Origin of the sequence: Bifidobacterium sp. UBA4282 (assembly GCF_002394995.1) — a bacterium.
GTDB lineage: Bacteria > Actinomycetota > Actinomycetes > Actinomycetales > Bifidobacteriaceae > Bifidobacterium > Bifidobacterium pullorum_B.
The window spans coordinates 46549-62822 of the sequence record NZ_DGVO01000017.1 but is presented as its reverse complement, the minus strand read 5'-3'; the positions used below and the strand labels follow the sequence as shown (position 1 = coordinate 62822).

Genomic DNA, 16274 nt, shown 5'->3' with positions numbered 1-16274 from the left:
CTTGCGACTGGCGGCCTAACTTATGTCATATTAGGCTGGCTCCGACGGCACGGAAGCCCACAGGGCTTCCTCTACGGCCGCCTCGCGTGCAATGACCCGTGAAATTCCCTGCGGGAATTTCTGTCATTGCACCTGTGCGCGGGCAATCTTGCCGGTGAAGGAGTTGGCCTCGTCGGCATCCTTGACGCCGTCGTTGTTCCAGGAGAACATGGCGCGCAGCTTCGGGCCGACCTCCTCGATGCGCACGTGCGAGTACTCCTCCTGCAGCTGCTTGAACTTCGGGGCGCCGGCATCCTGGTCATCGATGAACTCCTTGGCGAAGGAGCCGTCCTGGATGCGCTTGAGGTGGTATTCCATGCGCTCACGGACATGCTCGTCGATGCAGGTGTTAACGTAGTCGCCGTACTGGGCGGTGTCCGAGCAGGACCAACGATCCTTGTTCAGGCCGCCTTCGTTCATCAGGTCGACGATCATCTTGAGCTCGTGGCAGACCTCGAAGTAGGCGATCTCCGGCTGGTAGCCGGCGTCGGTGAGAACCTCGAAGCCCATCTCGACGAGCTTGTTCACGCCGCCGAGCAGCACGTTCTGCTCGCCGAACAGATCGGTTTCGGTCTCCTCCTTGAAGGTGGTCTTGATGGCACCGGCGCGCAGGGCACCGAGGGCCTTGGCGTAGGCCAGGGTCAGATCCCAGGCGTCGCCGCGAGGATCCTGCTCGACGGCCACGACCACCGGCACGCCACGGCCGGCCGCATACTCGCGGCGGACGATATGGCCCGGGCCCTTCGGGGCCACCATGAAGACAGGATGGTCCTCGGTCGGCTTGATGTAGCCGTAGTGGATGTTGAAGCCGTGCGCGAACGCGATGGCGGCACCCGGCTTGAGGTTCGGCTCGATCTCGTTGGCCCACACCTTGCGCTGGGTCTGATCCGGGGTCAGGATCATGATCACGTCGGCCTCGGCGGCGGCATCGGCCACGGACTTGACGTCCAGGCCCTGCTCCTTGGCGAACTCGACCGACTTGGAGGTCGGGCGGAGGCCGACGACGACGTCGACGCCGGAGTCGCGCAGGTTCAGCGCATGGGCGTGGCCCTGCGAGCCGTAGCCGATGATCGCGACCTTCTTGCCGTTGAACACGGAAAGATCGCCGTCGTTCTCGTACCAGATCTGTGCTGCCATAATGGCACTCCTTTATGTCACTCGATGTTGAGTTATGAAACTTATTCCGTTATGTGGCCGGATGGTGCCCGGCCGCGGGTTGCCCCGCCCTGTCTGGTGCTGAGGATTTTGTCCTCACAAACTGCTGACCATTATTACTCGGAACATCCAGCATGCAAAAACAGGCGTTCCATCTTTCGGGCGCATTGGGCTACACGGGTTCAAGGACACCATGACAACCACACTCCGTGTACCACCGCATGCGTGCCGAGCGCCGGTCAGGGCCGCAGCATAGACCGGATGACCGCCGCATACGAATCAGGCCGCCAACCCTGCGGCTGGCGGCCTGATATATGTCACACGCGGATGGCTCTGTCACCTCGCGTGCAGTGACCCGTGAAATTCCCTGCGGGAATTTCTGTCACACAAGGCTGGCTCCGGCGATTCGGAAGCCCACAGGACTTCCTCTGTCACCTCGCGTGCAGTGACCCGTGAAATTCCCTGCGGGAATTTCTGTCACACAAGGCTGGCTCCGGCGATTCGGAAGTCCACAGGACTTCCTCTGTCACCTCGCGTGCAGTGACCCGTGAAATTCCCTGCGGGAATTTCTGTCACTGCACCTGCGTGCGGGCGATCTTGCCGTTGAAGGACTCGGCCTCGTCGGCATCGGCGGCCGGGCCGTTGTTCCAGGAGAACATGGCGCGCAGCTTCGGGCCGACCTCCTCGATCTTCTCGTGGCTGAACTTCTCCTGCAGCTCCTTGAACTTCGGGGCGCCGGCGGCCTGATCATCCATGAACTCCTTGGCGAAGGAGCCGTCCTGGATGCGCTTGAGCTGGTAGCGCATGCGGTCCTTGGTGGACTCGTCCACGACGGTGGAGGTGAAGTCGCCGTACTGGGCGGTGTCGGAGCAGGACCAACGAGCCTTGTTCAGACCACCCTCGTTCATCAGGTCAACCAGCATCTTCAGCTCGTGGCACACCTCGAAGTAGGCAATCTCCGGCTGATAGCCGGCCTCGGTCAGCACCTCGAAGCCACACTCGACGAGGTGGTTCACGCCGCCCATCAGCACGTCCTGCTCGCCGAACAGATCGGTTTCGGTCTCCTCCGTGAAGGTGGTCTTGATGGCGCCGGCGCGCAGCGCGCCCAGAGCCTTCGCATACGCCAGGGTGATGGCCCAGGCGTCGCCGCGCGGATCCTGCTCGACGGCCACCACAACCGGGACGCCACGGCCGGCCGCATACTCGCGGCGGACGATATGGCCCGGGCCCTTCGGGGCCACCATGAACACCGGATGATCCTCCGACGGCTTGATGTAGCCGTAGTGGATGTTGAAGCCATGAGCGAACGCCAGTGCAGCACCCGGCTTCAGGTTCGGCTCAACCTGCTCCTTGTAGACCTTGGCCTGATACTGATCCGGCAGCAGGATCATCACCACATCGGCCTCGGCGACGGCATCCTCAATGGACTTGACCTCAAGGCCCTGCTCCTTGGCGAACTCCACCGACTTGGAGGACGGACGCAGGCCGACGACCACGTCCACACCCGAGTCGCGCAGGTTCAGCGCGTGTGCATGGCCCTGCGAGCCGTAGCCCAGGATCGCGACCTTCTTGCCGCTGAGCACGGACAGATCGCCGTCGTTTTCATACCAGATCGTTGCTGCCATAATTGGCGCTCCTTCTTGATCGTTGTCGCGCCGCCCTCTTTTGCTGGCGGCGTGCCGGGCGCGTTCGGCGTCCGAAACTTGTTATCGCCCGGCATCCGATCAGAGTCGTCCGACGTGATCGGGTGCCACTGTTGCGGCCCGTTCTAGTACCGCAACCGAAATATTGGATGGTAATGTTCGCATACTGACCGACCGCCGTAGGCAGACCGGATGGCTGATGCGGACACCTGGTGGGGGAAAGGGAGGTTTTGTCCGAATCAGTGGATCCTTACGTTTTGACCGGAACGTTACCGCTCACAACGTAAGAATCTGGGGATTCGGACAAAATCCCGTCCGTTACTTGGTGAAGTCGACGTCCTTGGTCTCGCGGCAGGTGACCACGGCGATCAGACAGCAGACGGCCATCACGCCCAGGTACAGGCCCACGGACTGCACGCCCCAATTGGCGGCCAGCCAGGTGGCGATGGTCGGCACGAAGGCCGCGCCGACGATGGCGGCCAGGTTGTAGCCGATGCCGGAACCGGTGTAGCGCACGTTGGCGTCGAACAGTTCGGGCAGGAACGCGCCGATCGGGCCGAAGGCCGTGCCCATCAGTGCAAAGCCGACGCACAGGAACACCATCACGGCCACGAAATCACGCTTGCCCTCGCCCATCAGCAGGTAGGGGAACGCCACCGCGAACACAACGAGCGCCACCGACGAGAACGTCAGCACGCGGCGCCGGCCGATCCGGTCGGCATACACACAGGAGAGCACGATGAACAGCGCAAACACGCACACGGCCACCATCAGCATGAGCAGGTACTCCTGGTTGGTGAACCCGAGGCCGCCGCCGCCCTGACCGACCGGCTTGGTGCCCCAAGCCAGCGACCAGGTGGCCAGCGTGTAGAACAGCGTATAGGTCACGGCCACCAGGAACGTGGCCTGCAGCACCTGCACCCAGCTCTTGCGGAACACCTCCACCACCGGGGCCTTGACCACCTCGTTGCGCTCCTGCGCCATGCGGAAGATCGGGGTCTCCTCCATGTGCACGCGCACCACCAGGCCGACGACCACGAGCACGGCCGACAGCAGGAACGGCACACGCCAGCCCCAGCTCATCATCGCCTCGGAATCGTTGAACGCCTCCAGCAGGAAGAACGTGCCGTTGGACAGGAAGAAGCCGATCGGCGCGCCCAGCTCCGGGAACGAGCCGTACAGCGCGCGCTTGTTCTCCGGCGCGTTCTCGGTGGCGACCAGCGCCGCGCCCGACCATTCACCGCCCAGGCCGATGCCCTGCACGAAGCGGCACAGACACAGGATCACAACCGCTAGCAGGCCGACCTGCTCGTAGGACGGCAGGCATCCGATGAGGAACGTGGCCACGCCCATCGTCATCAGGGAGACGACCAGCGTCTTCTTGCGGCCAAGACGGTCGCCGAAGTGTCCGAAGATCAGCGAGCCGACCGGGCGGGCGATGAACGCGACCGCGAACGTGACCAAGCTGAGCAGCAGCGCGACGGTCGGGTTGGTGGTGTCAGAGAAGAACACGGTCGGGAAATAGTTCGCCGCGGCGGTGCCGTAGGCGTAGAAATCATAGAATTCGATGGCCGTGCCGACCATCGAGGCCGCGATGACGGTTTTGACCGAATCGCGAACCGCCGCGGTCGCCTTGCCGCTGGCGGCGGTACCAGTCGGATTGTCGACTGTTGTCATGGGATCCCCTCTTCGCTACTGGTGCGGGACGTCCGTCCCGCGATGGTGTTGTGGTCCGCTCCGATGTGTTGCCTTGTGGGGCGCAACGAAACGGACCCCGCGCTTGACGCAGGGCCCCGAACAGCGATGATGTCGCGTGAACCCTGCCGTCGTTGGCGGGTTCAAGCGTGTATGCCGAATCAGTCCGCCAACGACGACGGAATCATAATTCGTGCGGACGCGACTGCGTGCATCGTCATTCCGTTCATCACGGCGAGCCTCCTTTCGGCAATGTTCCAAATTTCCGGGCCTCATCCGGCCCGAACCATGAACCAACATAGGAGCCGTCCCCATACGACGGAGGGAGGCGTCCACATTCCGGACATCATATCCACCGGTCGCGCGTAGGCCCCGGATGACAGGCCCGCAGACGCCCACGTAACACGTAACACCTCGACCTCGGGCAACCGGACGCAGGCACACTCCCCGTTCATACGAATCGGGGCGTGGCCGACAGCCGGTCACGCCCCGATTCACACCAGTACCGCCGTTCAGCGCCCCTGGTCCTCATGGATGGACCAGATCACCGCGGCGGCCACGATCACCGCCACGATGGCGACCGGGAACAGCACCTGATACGTGCCGACAACGAACAACGCCAGCGCGCCCAGCAACGCGCCGACAATGACGCCGACCTGCGAGGCCAGGTTCAGCACGGCCAGATTTCGGCCCGCCATACGGATGTCCGGCAGCACCGCAGCCGCCTGACGCTGGCTGATGCCGTCGAAGATCACATAGGCGCATCCGGAAAGCAACGCATACGCGATCACGCCGGCCGCCGACGGCGCCACGCACGGCACCGCCAGACCTACGACATACAGCCCGCAAGCCAGCACCGACGGGATACGGCCGTCCTCCCAATGGTCCGCCACCGGCCCCAGCACCAGCGTGGCGATCAGTCCGCCGACGAACGAGGCGACCGCCACAGCCGCCATCACCGGCACCGCGGCATCGACGTCGCCGCCGTTGACCGCATACAGCACGATGTACCACAGGAACACGCCCGTCAGCGAAACACCGACGGTCATGACCAGACGCGCAACGAGCACACGAACGAAATTCGGCGCGCCCTTCGGCATCTGGTAGTGGGAAAAGAACTCATGCTGTTCGATGGCTCGCGAGCGCAGCTCCACGCTGGAACGCTCGCGCGGCAGCACCAACACCACAACCACAGCGGCCACAACGAAGCAGGCCGCGCACAGCCGGATCGCCACGGACGGTGTCCGGATCAGCAGCACGGCGACCACGGCGCCCAGCAACTGTCCCACGGTCAGCCCGATGCCGCGATATGCGTCCGCACGGGATCGGAACTTGTCCGGAATGCGTTCGCCGAAGGCGGCGGCGATCGGCGTGGACAGCATCACGTATCCGATCTGCACCAGGCACCACACCAGGGTAAGAAGCACCACGTTCGTGGCCGCCCCCAACGGCAGCGTGAACAACGCGGCCACGGCGCCGCCGCCGAGGATCCATGGCGTGCGCCGTCCGATTTCCATCCGCGTATGGTCGGACAGCACGGCGACCACGGCATTGGACAGCACCGACACCACTACGCCGACCGCGACCAGCAGCGCGAGCGGCAGGGTACGGCCGGCACCGGCGAGCCGGTCGACGAGCACCGGGACGAGCACCGTGTTCAGTGCGCCCAGCGGCGCGGCGCACAGCACCGCGCCCAAGGCGAAGCCGATGTTCATGCGCGTCATCTCCGCGGCGGAGGGACGATAGCCGTCGGCGTCCACCATCGGGTCGCGCAGGTCCAGGAACGAGGACTCCAGGTTCGGCACGGCCGTATCGATGCGCGCCGCCGCGGCCATCGGCGCGCCCTCCGCGCTCATCTGCGCGGCCTGCACCTCAGGCCGGTCGCCGGACGCCTCGGGCTGACGGGGGTTCTGCCTGACCGTCAGGCGCGCGAGCGCGGCCTTGTCCTCCGGGGTCAGCGCCTTGTCGAGATCGGGACGGTCGTCGATGCCCGGACGCACGAAGATCTGCCCGGGCAGGGGCGGCGGTGTGGGCGTCGGATTGTCATGGTGGTTCTGCGGTTCGTCGTTCATCTCTCGTCTTTCCCTCACGGTATCAGCGGCACGTGTGCCGGCATCCGCCGAATTCCACGCGCGTCGAGTCCGTTTCCAGCGTACTCATGGCGGTCAACGAGAGACGGCATACGCGTGTGCCGGGGCGTCCCGCCGATCGGCACGGCGGACGCCCCGGCACAGCGCGGAGAGCGACCAAGCAGACGAGCCCTCACATTCGACGGAACCGGCGAACCCGAGGGAACCGACGCAGTCGGTCAGCGCACGCCGCGGATGCGCATGATCAGCGCGGCGGCGACGAGCACGACGACGATGCACACCGGGAACACGAGCTGGTAGTTGTCGGTCAGGGCCACGACCGTGGAGGTCAGGGCCGAGCCGATGACCGAGCTCAGCGTGTTCGCCATATTCAGCACGCCCAGGTCCTTGCCGGCTTCCTTCGGGTTCGGCAGAATCGAGACGTTAAGCGCCTGGTCGATGGCGTTGTAGGTGCCGTAGCCGAAGCCTGCGATGGCCGCGAACAGGTACATGCCCATCGGGCTGTGCAGGATCCACGGCATGGCCGCACCGACGGCGAACAGGCAGCTGGCGAGCGCAACCGGGATCTTGCGCATGGCCAGCCGGTCGGAGATCGGACCGGAGACCAGCGCGGCCAACAGCGAGGCCACCATCGTGATCACGGACATCACGGCGATCACGCCGGCGGCCGCCTCCGACAGTCCAGCCGCGTCCAGACCGGAGTCGGAGAAGACATAGTACTTGACGATGTACAGCTGGTAGCCGGTGATCATCTGGTAGCCGGCCACCATCATCATGCGGCCGAGCAGCGCGTAGTAGAAGTTGCCGGAGCCTTTGCCGTGCGGCGGCACGAAGGCGCGCAGCACGTTGCGCAGGTTGAGCGGGACGCGCTGTTCGTCCAGGTTGGAGGCCTCGCGGGGCCAGATGCCGACGACGATGATGCCGACCAGGCCGAAGCCGAGGGCGCCCAGGCTGAAGCCGAGCGGGATGTCGTTGATGAGCATCGAGCCGACGAGCGCGCCGGCGGTCTGGCCGAGCACGCCGCCGCCGCCCATGAACGAGGAGACGGTGCCGCGGAACTTGTCGGGCACGCGGTCGGCCATCGTGGCCACGAACGGGGCGTTCATCCAGTTGTAGAACAGCTGGATGCCGCACCACAGCAGCAGGATCATCGGCAGCGAATCGGCCACCGTCAGGCCGAACACGCACAGGCCGCACAGCACGCCGCCGCTGGCGATCCACAGCGTACGCTTGCCGAAGCGGGAGCGGGTCAGGTCGGAGAACGTGCCGAACACGATGTTCGCCACCAGCGCGATGACCGAGCCGACGGCGTTGATCAGGCCGATGAACGAGGCACGCTGGTCGGGGGCGATCTGGTCGACCAACTGCGGCACGAGGATCGACGAGAGCGCGGTCCACACGATGCCGGTGAGGATCAGACTGAACGTGAAGCCGGCCCCGAGACGGACGACATCCTTGATGCTGACGCGTTCGCCGTTGGCGGCGACCATCGGGTCGCGCATGTCCAGGAACGCCGAGCCGGGGTCCGGCAGTTCGATGCGGTTGCCGCCGATCATGTTTTCGGCGATTTTGGCGGACTGGACGCCTGCGTCCGTGGCGTACGGGTCGGCGGCGATCGTCTCGGTGTCCTTGGGGACCGCCAGACGGGCCACGGCCGCCTTGTCGGCGTCGCTCAGGACCTTGTCGTAGTCCGGCCGGTCGTCGATGCCTGGTCGAACGAAATGTTGCCCCGGGATCGGCGGCGGGGTCTGCGCCCCGTCGTTATGCTGTTCGTCGCTCATATGAATTCCCTCTCTCTTGTCATGCGCGATGACGTCGCGCAGTGGTATCGGTCGGGGCGGTCGCAGCACGAGATCGCTTTAGTTTTGCGGCACGGACGACCGTCATGACGAGGCCCGTCCCCGGGACGATCCGGAAGAACGGGCGAACGCGTAGATCCGCGACGCCGGCGGACGGCATCGCGGATCTTGGTCTCAGGCGACGACCGGCGGGTTGTTCAGCAGGTCGTCGGTGGCGTGCGCGCCCTCGTCATCGGTCCAGACCAACGAGGCGACCGGAGTGGCGTTGTCCGCGCCGAGACCGCGACCGGGTTCGAAGGTGAGCGAGGCGGACGAGGTCCGTCCCCGCCAGCGGAAGGTGATCGACGTGTCGCCGTCCGTCTCGTGGGAGAACTCGCCGTCGAAAGCGTCGAGCGTGTTGCGCAGGCGGCATAGCGCGTTCAGGGCCTTGACCACCGGACGTTCAAGGTTCTCGTCGATCTCGGCGACCGTGTAGTAGTGGCGGTTGATGTCACGACCGACGTGGGTGCGGTTGAGCAGATCCATGTCGTTGCCGCCGGCCAGCGCGCCGACGTAGTAGACCTGAGGCACGCCCGGCAGGAAGAACTGCACGGCGCGGGCTGCCAGATAGTGCTGGTCGTTGCAGCCGAGCGCGGAGTAATACGTGCTGTTGACCTGGTACAGGTCCAGGTTCGAGGCGGCGGCGCCGGTGGCGGCCGCGGATTCGCCGTGCGTGTTGGCGTGGATCGTGTTGACCAGGGCGTCCACGTCCTCGTCCGGGATCAGGCCCTTGAGGCTGCGGTCCAGCTGGTCAGAGCCGATGTCGATGACGCCGATGCCGTCATGGGTGTCGAGCACGGTGACGGCGTTGTTCGGGCGGACGGCCGTCCAGTGGGCGACGGGCTCGACGTGGCCGGTGAACAGGCTGTGCAGGAGCAGCGGCGGCAGCGCGAAGTCGTACACGCGGTCGACCTTCGAGGCGATTTCGATCTGCTTCCTGTAATACGAATGCACCTCGATGAGGATCTCCAGGCCGCGCTTGGCGCCCTCCTCGCGCAGCCGACCGATGAGTTCGAAGGTCTTCGGAGTCATGAAGCACGAGGAGTCGGCTTCCTTGGCGCCGTAGCCCACCGCGTCGAGGCGGATGTAGCTGACGTGCGAGGCGGCCATCCGGTCAAAGATCGACATCAGGTACGCCCAGCCCTGCTCGGAGTCGGTGTCGATGTCGACCTGCTGCGGGGTGAACGTGGTCCACACCAGACGGGTCTTCCCGCCGCAGGTGTAGTGGGTGAACGGCAAGCCCGGACGCGGGCGGTAGATGCCGGCCAGCTCCTCCTCGGTGGCGCCGTCCGGATAGACGGTGCTCATCATCAGGAACATCGGGAAGTACTTGGATTCCTCGCCCTTGGCGAGCACGTCCTGGAACTGGCTGGATTCCCAGCTCATATGGTTCACGATCGCGTCGACCATGATGCCGTGGGTCCGGGCCAGCTCGGCCACGTCGTCCCAGTCGCCCAGACGGGGATCCACCGCGGTGTGGTCGATCGGGTCGAAGCCCGCGTCGGCACCGTCGAACGGCGTGAAGAACGGCAGGATGTGCACCCCTTCGTACACCCCGTCGAACCGCGTGCGCAGGATGTCGGTCATCGAGACCAGCGTGCCCGCCCCCAGACGATCGGCATACGTGATGAGTTGGACCTTGTTTTTCATTGACAACTCCTTGAACAGTGATGATGCCGGCCGGACGCCCCTTGCGTCGAACCGGTTCGACCCAGTGTAACGGCAGGGCAGGCGCACGGCAACAGGCATCGCAATGGCGTGTCGAACCGGTTCGACGCCATAGCCGGGGTATCATTCGTGCACGCCGGACCGTCAGCGCGTGGTCTCGCCCGGCACCAACGCAACCGGCACCAGGTCATCGATCATCCGCAGCACGCTGGCCACCACGTCCGCCCCGGCATCAGCCTCATCGACGTCAGTCCCGCCTCCTACCGCATCGCCCGCGGCGCCATCGCCAGCAGGCCCCGCGGCTCCATAACCCCCGGCGATTGCATCGTCCATCCGCCCCGCAATCGTATCGGCGATCGCATCGAAGTCCTGACGGACCGCGGTCACGCGCAGACCCGCGGCTTGCGCCAGGTACGTCCCGTCATACGCAACAATCTGGAGATCCTCCGGAATACGCAGCCCGAGTCGCAGAGCCTCCTGCACGCAGAACGCCGCACCGACATCCGAGCTGACGATCGCATCGACCTGCCCCTCGGCCGCACGCGCGCACACCACCCGTGCGGCCTGCGCGTAAGCCTGCATGTCATGCACCTCCCCGGCCTCCAGGTATTCGTGCACCGTTCCGGCGGCGCGCAGCTCACGTTCCAGGGTCAAGTGGTAGCGCGCGGTCGGGAAGGTGCTGGCGGGCCCGTCGCCTCCCCCGATCGCGGCGTGCTCGGCCATCCATCGCTGCAGATCATGGAACTGGGCCCGCGGACCGCCCAATGTCACCACATGCCGCGTCCCCGTCCGCACAAGCAGATCGGCGACCAGCCTGCCTCCCTGTTCGTGGTCGGAACCGACCGAAGCAATGCCCTCGCCCAGATACCGGTCGAACGCAACGACCGGCCGGCCGATCGATGTCCAATAGCCCGGGGCGTGCGAGGTATGCGCACCCATCACGATGCCATCCATCATGCGGCGGCGCAGCATGTCGACGTACTCCACCTCACCGCCTTCGGCGTCCGCCGTCGAGCACAGCATCGTACGCAAGCCGCGGGCCGCGAACGCGCGCTGCAGCGACGCCGTCAGCGTCGAGAAGAACGGGTGGCGGATCGTCGGCACGATGACGCCGATCAGCGACGTCCGCCCGCTGTACAGGTTGCGGGCCAGCTCATTGGGAATGTAATCCAGCTCCCGCATCGCCGCCTCCACACGCCCGCGCATCTCGGCGGACACGTACCCGGTCCCATTCACGACCAGCGAGACGGTGCTCAGCGATACGCCGGCCTTCCTCGCCACATCGCGCATTCCGACCATGACGCACTGCTCCTTATCCTTGTATCCGGCACCGCGCACCATCCGTCACCGCTGAGCCGAATGGTGCGCGACGCGGCTCGTCACATATGCGTTCGAGTTTAACCGCGTGAACATACCTCGACAACCACCGCCCTCGAGGCACGGCGGAGGGTCGCACCGAGGACGGGGACACGCCCTTCGGCACGCGACGTCGCCCCAGGGTACGGCAACGCCCGCTCGGCCGGTTCAACGACCGAGCGAACCGACCATCCAACCCAATGCCACACAGACGACCGGCACCACCACCGTGGCCACTAGGTACCAGCCGGCCATCGCGAACCTGCCGCCGCGCGTCAACGACACCACCTCGTTGATCGCGGTCGAGAACGTGGAGAACCCGCCGAGGAAGCCGGTCACGAACAGCAGGTAGGTGGACTGCTCCACCACCATGTTCGTGTAAGCCGCTGCAGCCACACCCGCACAGAACGTGGCGATCACATTGATGATAAACGTGGACAGAGGGAACACACGATCCCACCAGCGCTGAATCGACGTGTTCAGCACGAACCGAGCCACGGCGCCCAACCCACCGCACAAACACACCAGCAGGACGGTCATCCTCGCACCTCCCCGGTGAACGGATCCGATACCAGCGGAATCTCCGCCGTATCGGGTTCGGGCTCGATCATCGACGTGGACGTGGTAGGCACCGGCGTCCCAGCCGCCGCAGCGGTCGATTCAGTGACGCCCGCCGACTCCGGAACCGGCACCACAACAGGCGAGTCCACCGTAATCGGGGTGTTCTCCACAGCGGTCACGATGGCGAACGGCAACGCCGCATGTCTGCCGCCGGACTGCGTGGAGGCGAACGCCGCGGCCACCACCTTGGCCTGGCGTTTGGCGCTGGCCGCCAATCCCAGCCGCACACCGAACCACGACACCAGCAGGCCGGCCACGAACGACGTCAACATATAGATCAGGAAGCCCGCAATATGCCCCTGCTGCAACGAGGTCAGCTCCTCGATCACCATGGCGGACAACGTGGAGAACCCGCCGCACATGCCCATGCCGACGCCGCGGCTGGTGAGTTGACGGACGCGCTTGCGGATCCACGACGCCTGGGCGACATACGTGGTCAGCGCGGCGTAGATGAAACACGCCGCCATATTCGCCAGGAATGTGGCCAGATGGAAACTTGAGGCGATCGCGTCGGACTCCGCCACCGGAATCAACTGGCCCAGCCCGTAGCGCATGCCGGTGCCGATGCAGCCGCCGACGAACACCACCACATAGATCATCACGTCGGCCAACGGGTTGAACCGTGGATGCACGGCCTTGATCGGGGCCAACGGAATCCGCGGGGGTACGGGGTCCGACGCGGGTGCGGTGACGGTGGCCACATCGCCACCGGCCACAGCGCCCGGCTGCCGTTCCTCGGACATCGTCGCCTCCTTCCTGCTCACTCACCGCGCGTCACCCTCAGCCGCGCGCCATTGACGGCGGTCGCGACGCTCATGAACCACTCCCAAGCCCCGCGCACACCGCAGCGGAGCCTTGTGGGCAATCGTCATATCAGTCGAGCAGCGAGTGCACCGAGATGATGTGGTCACGCTGCGGGCCGGTGCCGATCACCGAGATGCGGCAGCCGGACAGCTCCTCCAGACGCTTGACGTAATCCTGCGTGGCCTGGGGCAGGTCCTCGAATGCGTGCACCTGGGAGATGTCCTCGGTCCAGCCGGGCATCATCTCATAGATCGGCTTGACGGCGGCGAATGCAGCCTGGTCGCACGGCATGTCGTCGTAGCGGGTGTGCGTGCCGTCCGGGTTCTCCACGTCGTAGGCCACGCAGATCGGGATCTCCTTGAGGCCGGTCAGCACGTCAAGCTTGGTCAGCACGATGTCGGTCAGGCCGTTGACCTGCACGGCGTACCGGTTCACCACCGCGTCGAACCAACCGCAGCGGCGGGCACGGCCGGTGGTCACGCCGAACTCGTGGCCCTGCTGCTGCAGCCACTTGCCCTGCTCGTCGAACAGCTCGGTGGGGAACGGGCCCTCGCCCACGCGGGTCACATAGGCCTTGGAGACGCCGATCACACGGCTGATCTTGGTCGGGCCGACGCCGGTGCCGGTGCAGGCGCCGCCGGCGGTCGGGTTGGAGCTGGTCACGAATGGGTAGGTGCCGTGGTCCACGTCCAGCATGGTGGCCTGGCCGCCCTCGAACAGCACCGTCTTGCCGGCGTCGAGCGCCCGGTTCAGCACCAGGCTCGTATTGGCCACGTACGGCTTCAGGCGTTCGCCGAGCTTGAGCAGCTCGTCGGTGGTACGGTCCACGTCGATGGCGCGGCGGTTGTACAGCTTGACCAGCATCTGGTTCTTCTGGTGCAGGCTGGCCTCCACCTTGTCATGCAGGTGCTCGGCGTTGAACAGGTCATGCACGCGGATGCCGACGCGGTTGATCTTGTCCGCGTAGGCCGGGCCGATGCCGCGGCCGGTGGTGCCGATCTTGCGCTTGCCCAGGAAGCGTTCGGAGACCTTGTCGATCACGCGATGGTATGGGGCGATGATCTGAGCCGATTCGCTCACCAGCAGGCGGGAACAGTCCAGGCCGCGGGATTCCAGGCCGTCGATCTCCTCGAAGAGCACCTCCGGATCCACCACCACGCCGTTGCCGATCACCGGCGTGACGTTCGGGTTGATGATGCCGCTGGGCAGCAGGTGCAGCGCATACGACTCGTCGCCGACCACCACCGTGTGGCCCGCGTTGTTGCCGCCGTTGAAGCGGGCGACGTAATCGACCTTGGTGCCGATCAGATCGGTCACCTTGCCCTTGCCTTCGTCGCCCCACTGAGCGCCGATCAACACGATTCCAGGCATTCCGCACCTCCTTATGCACCCGCGATCCCGTCCGGTGCCGCGCCCTCATGCACGCTTGCATGCGTGGTACGCCTCCCGAACATCGGCGCGCTCGGCATGTCCGGCACACCCTGACATGTCTGGCACGCTTTGGCGGATACAGCCACATTTTCGCCACAAGTAGCGTACCCTGAGCCCTATACCGGGCGGGGGCGGGGCGCTACTTCAGCGCGCGGCCGGCGGAGCCGAGCTGCACGCAGGCCTCCACCACGCGGGCGGCCATGGCGTCTTCGGCCTCGCGGCCCCAGGAGCGCGGGTCGTACAGCTTCTTGTTGCCCACCTCGCCATCGACCTTGAGCACCGCATCGTAGTTGCGGAACATGTGACCGGCGATCGCTCGGGAGAACGCGTACTGGGTGTCGGTGTCGATGTTCATCTTGACCACGCCGTAGGAGACGGCCGCGGCGATCTCCTCGGGCGAGGAGCCGGAACCGCCATGGAACACGAGCGCGAACGGCTTGCCCTCCGGCAGGTCGGGAATCGTACAGGAGGACACGCTTGAGGCCCCCAGGCTGCCGAGACGCCCGTCATGCGTGGCGTTCCACACCTCGGTCTGGATGTCGCGCAGCAGCTCGGGACGCAGCTTGACCACGCCCGGCTTGTATGCGCCATGCACGTTGCCGAACGTGAACGCGGCCATGTACCGGCCATGCTCGCCCAGGCCGAGGCGTTCGGCCACACGCAGGCCGTCGGCGGGCGTGGAGTACAGCTTCTCGTTGATTTCGGCGGAATGACCATCCTCCTCGCCACCGACCGCGCCGATCTCGATCTCGAGCACGGTCTGCGCGCGCACCGACTTCTCCAGCAGTTCGGCGGCGATATCAAGGTTCTCCTCAAGCGGCACGGTAGAGCCGTCCCACATGTGCGATTGGAACGTCGGTTCCTGGCCGTGGCGGACCTGGTCGATCTCATGGTCGAGCAACGGCCGCACCCATTCGTCCAGGTACTGCTTGGCGCAATGGTCGGTGTGCAGGGCGATGGTGATGTTCGGGTATTGCGCGGCCACCTCGTGCGCGAACGCCGCGAATGCCAGCGATCCGACGACACGGTCGTGCACGGTTTTGCCGGAGAAATAGGCCGAACCGCCGACCGACACCTGGATGATGCCGTCGGATTCCGCTTCGGCGAATCCCTGCAGCGCCGCGTTGAGCGTCTGCGAGCTGGTCACGTTGATCGCCGGATACGCGTACCCCCCATGGCGCGCGGCGTCCAGCATTTCGGCATATCGTTCGGGAGTTGCAATGGTCATACTGCCATTATCCCGCGCCGTAACGGGCACCGGGCCGCGCTCCGGCGAAATTCACTGTGTGTTCGCTCACACTACCGGCACCCATCGCATACCAGAACCCTGCCGCACGCATGCATCCGCCCCGTATCGTCGGCATTGCCTGGCACGAGGCGGGTGCAGTCCGCCACTCGCCTATTGCCTAACGACGACGATATCGCCGGCGTGCACCTGTTCCCGGGACACCCCGCGCAGCATCAGCCCCACCATATCGCCCTGCCGCGCCACGTCGACGCGCTTGCGGAACGCCTCGATGCCCACGATCGTGGTCTCGCCCACCACTGACGCGCCGTCCGCTCCCACGATGATTGCGGCAGCACCGCTCCGGCACGCCCCGGACGCCACCTGTCCGACGACGACCACGCCTCTGCCGGCGATAGTGAACACGTCCGCGATCGGCAACCGGAACTCCCCGGTCGCACTCCCCGCCGCACCGGTCGCACCGACCGCGCCAGCCGCCTGCGCCGTCCCCGAAGGTCCGGCCGCGCCTGCGGAACGTGCGTCAACCGCCCCATCCATGCTGACCTGCCCCGTGTTCTTGGGCTTCCTGAATCGGTCGAACAGTCCCATACCATCCTCCTTGGCGGCTTTGCCTGGCGTCTGCGCACGATCGCGCACAACCAGACTATCAGCCATCGACCTGCCCCAAACACCGTCGTCCACCCCCATA

Annotated in this window: 12 protein-coding genes; all 12 read right to left on the bottom strand. The window is 65.5% G+C overall.

What is annotated here, in order from left to right; all coding sequences use genetic code 11:
- Positions 1-123 precede the first annotated feature (123 nt).
- Positions 124-1176: a ketol-acid reductoisomerase gene (gene ilvC, locus B4C31_RS02235; protein WP_291531156.1), complete on the bottom strand. Its 1053-nt coding sequence runs from the start codon at positions 1174-1176 to the stop codon at positions 124-126.
- A gap of 590 nt (positions 1177-1766) precedes the next feature.
- Positions 1767-2819 carry a ketol-acid reductoisomerase gene (ilvC, locus tag B4C31_RS02230; RefSeq protein WP_291531155.1) on the bottom strand — a complete coding sequence of 351 codons (1053 nt, stop codon included), beginning with the start codon at positions 2817-2819 and terminating at the stop codon, positions 1767-1769.
- 336 nt (positions 2820-3155) lie between these two features.
- Positions 3156-4514 (bottom strand): MFS transporter, encoded by a 1359-nt coding sequence (locus tag B4C31_RS02225; protein WP_033506858.1) that lies wholly within the window; start codon positions 4512-4514, stop codon positions 3156-3158.
- Between the two features lie 530 nt (positions 4515-5044).
- Positions 5045-6604 (bottom strand): MFS transporter, encoded by a 1560-nt coding sequence (locus B4C31_RS02220; RefSeq protein WP_291531154.1) that lies wholly within the window; start codon positions 6602-6604, stop codon positions 5045-5047.
- A gap of 236 nt (positions 6605-6840) precedes the next feature.
- Positions 6841-8403: an MFS transporter gene (locus B4C31_RS02215; protein WP_291531153.1), complete on the bottom strand. Its 1563-nt coding sequence runs from the start codon at positions 8401-8403 to the stop codon at positions 6841-6843.
- 192 nt (positions 8404-8595) lie between these two features.
- The gene (gene gtfA / locus B4C31_RS02210; RefSeq protein ID WP_291531152.1) at positions 8596-10110 is read right to left on the bottom strand and encodes a sucrose phosphorylase; all 1515 of its coding nucleotides are present in this window, start codon (positions 10108-10110) and stop codon (positions 8596-8598) included.
- A 162-nt stretch (positions 10111-10272) separates the two neighbouring features.
- On the bottom strand, positions 10273-11427 hold the full coding sequence (locus B4C31_RS02205) for a LacI family DNA-binding transcriptional regulator (protein WP_291531151.1): 1155 nt from the start codon (positions 11425-11427) through the stop codon (positions 10273-10275).
- Between the two features lie 225 nt (positions 11428-11652).
- Positions 11653-12024 carry a fluoride efflux transporter FluC gene (locus B4C31_RS02200; protein WP_291531150.1) on the bottom strand — a complete coding sequence of 124 codons (372 nt, stop codon included), beginning with the start codon at positions 12022-12024 and terminating at the stop codon, positions 11653-11655.
- A complete protein-coding gene (locus B4C31_RS02195) occupies positions 12021-12848 on the bottom strand; it encodes a fluoride efflux transporter FluC (RefSeq protein ID WP_291531149.1) in 828 nt (275 codons plus the stop codon). Before B4C31_RS02195 ends, B4C31_RS02200 begins: the two co-directional genes overlap by 4 nt.
- A 130-nt stretch (positions 12849-12978) precedes the next feature.
- Positions 12979-14280 carry an adenylosuccinate synthase gene (locus B4C31_RS02190; protein ID WP_291531148.1) on the bottom strand — a complete coding sequence of 434 codons (1302 nt, stop codon included), beginning with the start codon at positions 14278-14280 and terminating at the stop codon, positions 12979-12981.
- A gap of 199 nt (positions 14281-14479) precedes the next feature.
- Positions 14480-15568 carry a class II fructose-bisphosphate aldolase gene (gene fbaA / locus B4C31_RS02185; RefSeq protein ID WP_291531147.1) on the bottom strand — a complete coding sequence of 363 codons (1089 nt, stop codon included), beginning with the start codon at positions 15566-15568 and terminating at the stop codon, positions 14480-14482.
- Between the two features lie 171 nt (positions 15569-15739).
- Positions 15740-16174 carry a hypothetical protein gene (locus tag B4C31_RS02180; RefSeq protein WP_291531146.1) on the bottom strand — a complete coding sequence of 145 codons (435 nt, stop codon included), beginning with the start codon at positions 16172-16174 and terminating at the stop codon, positions 15740-15742.
- Positions 16175-16274 lie beyond the last annotated feature (100 nt).

Excerpts from the sequence above, each read along its gene's own strand:
- B4C31_RS02180 (WP_291531146.1), bottom strand. The coding sequence starts at position 16,174 with ATGGGACTGTTCGACCGATTCAGGAAGCCCAAGAACACGGGGCAGGTC.
- B4C31_RS02195 (WP_291531149.1), bottom strand. The coding sequence starts at position 12,848 with ATGTCCGAGGAACGGCAGCCGGGCGCTGTGGCCGGTGGCGATGTGGCC.
- B4C31_RS02220 (WP_291531154.1), bottom strand. The coding sequence starts at position 6,604 with ATGAACGACGAACCGCAGAACCACCATGACAATCCGACGCCCACACCG.
- ilvC (WP_291531155.1), bottom strand. The coding sequence starts at position 2,819 with ATGGCAGCAACGATCTGGTATGAAAACGACGGCGATCTGTCCGTGCTC.
- gtfA (WP_291531152.1), bottom strand. The coding sequence starts at position 10,110 with ATGAAAAACAAGGTCCAACTCATCACGTATGCCGATCGTCTGGGGGCG.
- B4C31_RS02215 (WP_291531153.1), bottom strand. The coding sequence starts at position 8,403 with ATGAGCGACGAACAGCATAACGACGGGGCGCAGACCCCGCCGCCGATC.
- B4C31_RS02200 (WP_291531150.1), bottom strand. The coding sequence starts at position 12,024 with ATGACCGTCCTGCTGGTGTGTTTGTGCGGTGGGTTGGGCGCCGTGGCT.
- ilvC (WP_291531156.1), bottom strand. The coding sequence starts at position 1,176 with ATGGCAGCACAGATCTGGTACGAGAACGACGGCGATCTTTCCGTGTTC.
- B4C31_RS02190 (WP_291531148.1), bottom strand. The coding sequence starts at position 14,280 with ATGCCTGGAATCGTGTTGATCGGCGCTCAGTGGGGCGACGAAGGCAAG.
- B4C31_RS02225 (WP_033506858.1), bottom strand. The coding sequence starts at position 4,514 with ATGACAACAGTCGACAATCCGACTGGTACCGCCGCCAGCGGCAAGGCG.
- B4C31_RS02205 (WP_291531151.1), bottom strand. The coding sequence starts at position 11,427 with ATGGTCGGAATGCGCGATGTGGCGAGGAAGGCCGGCGTATCGCTGAGC.
- fbaA (WP_291531147.1), bottom strand. The coding sequence starts at position 15,568 with ATGACCATTGCAACTCCCGAACGATATGCCGAAATGCTGGACGCCGCG.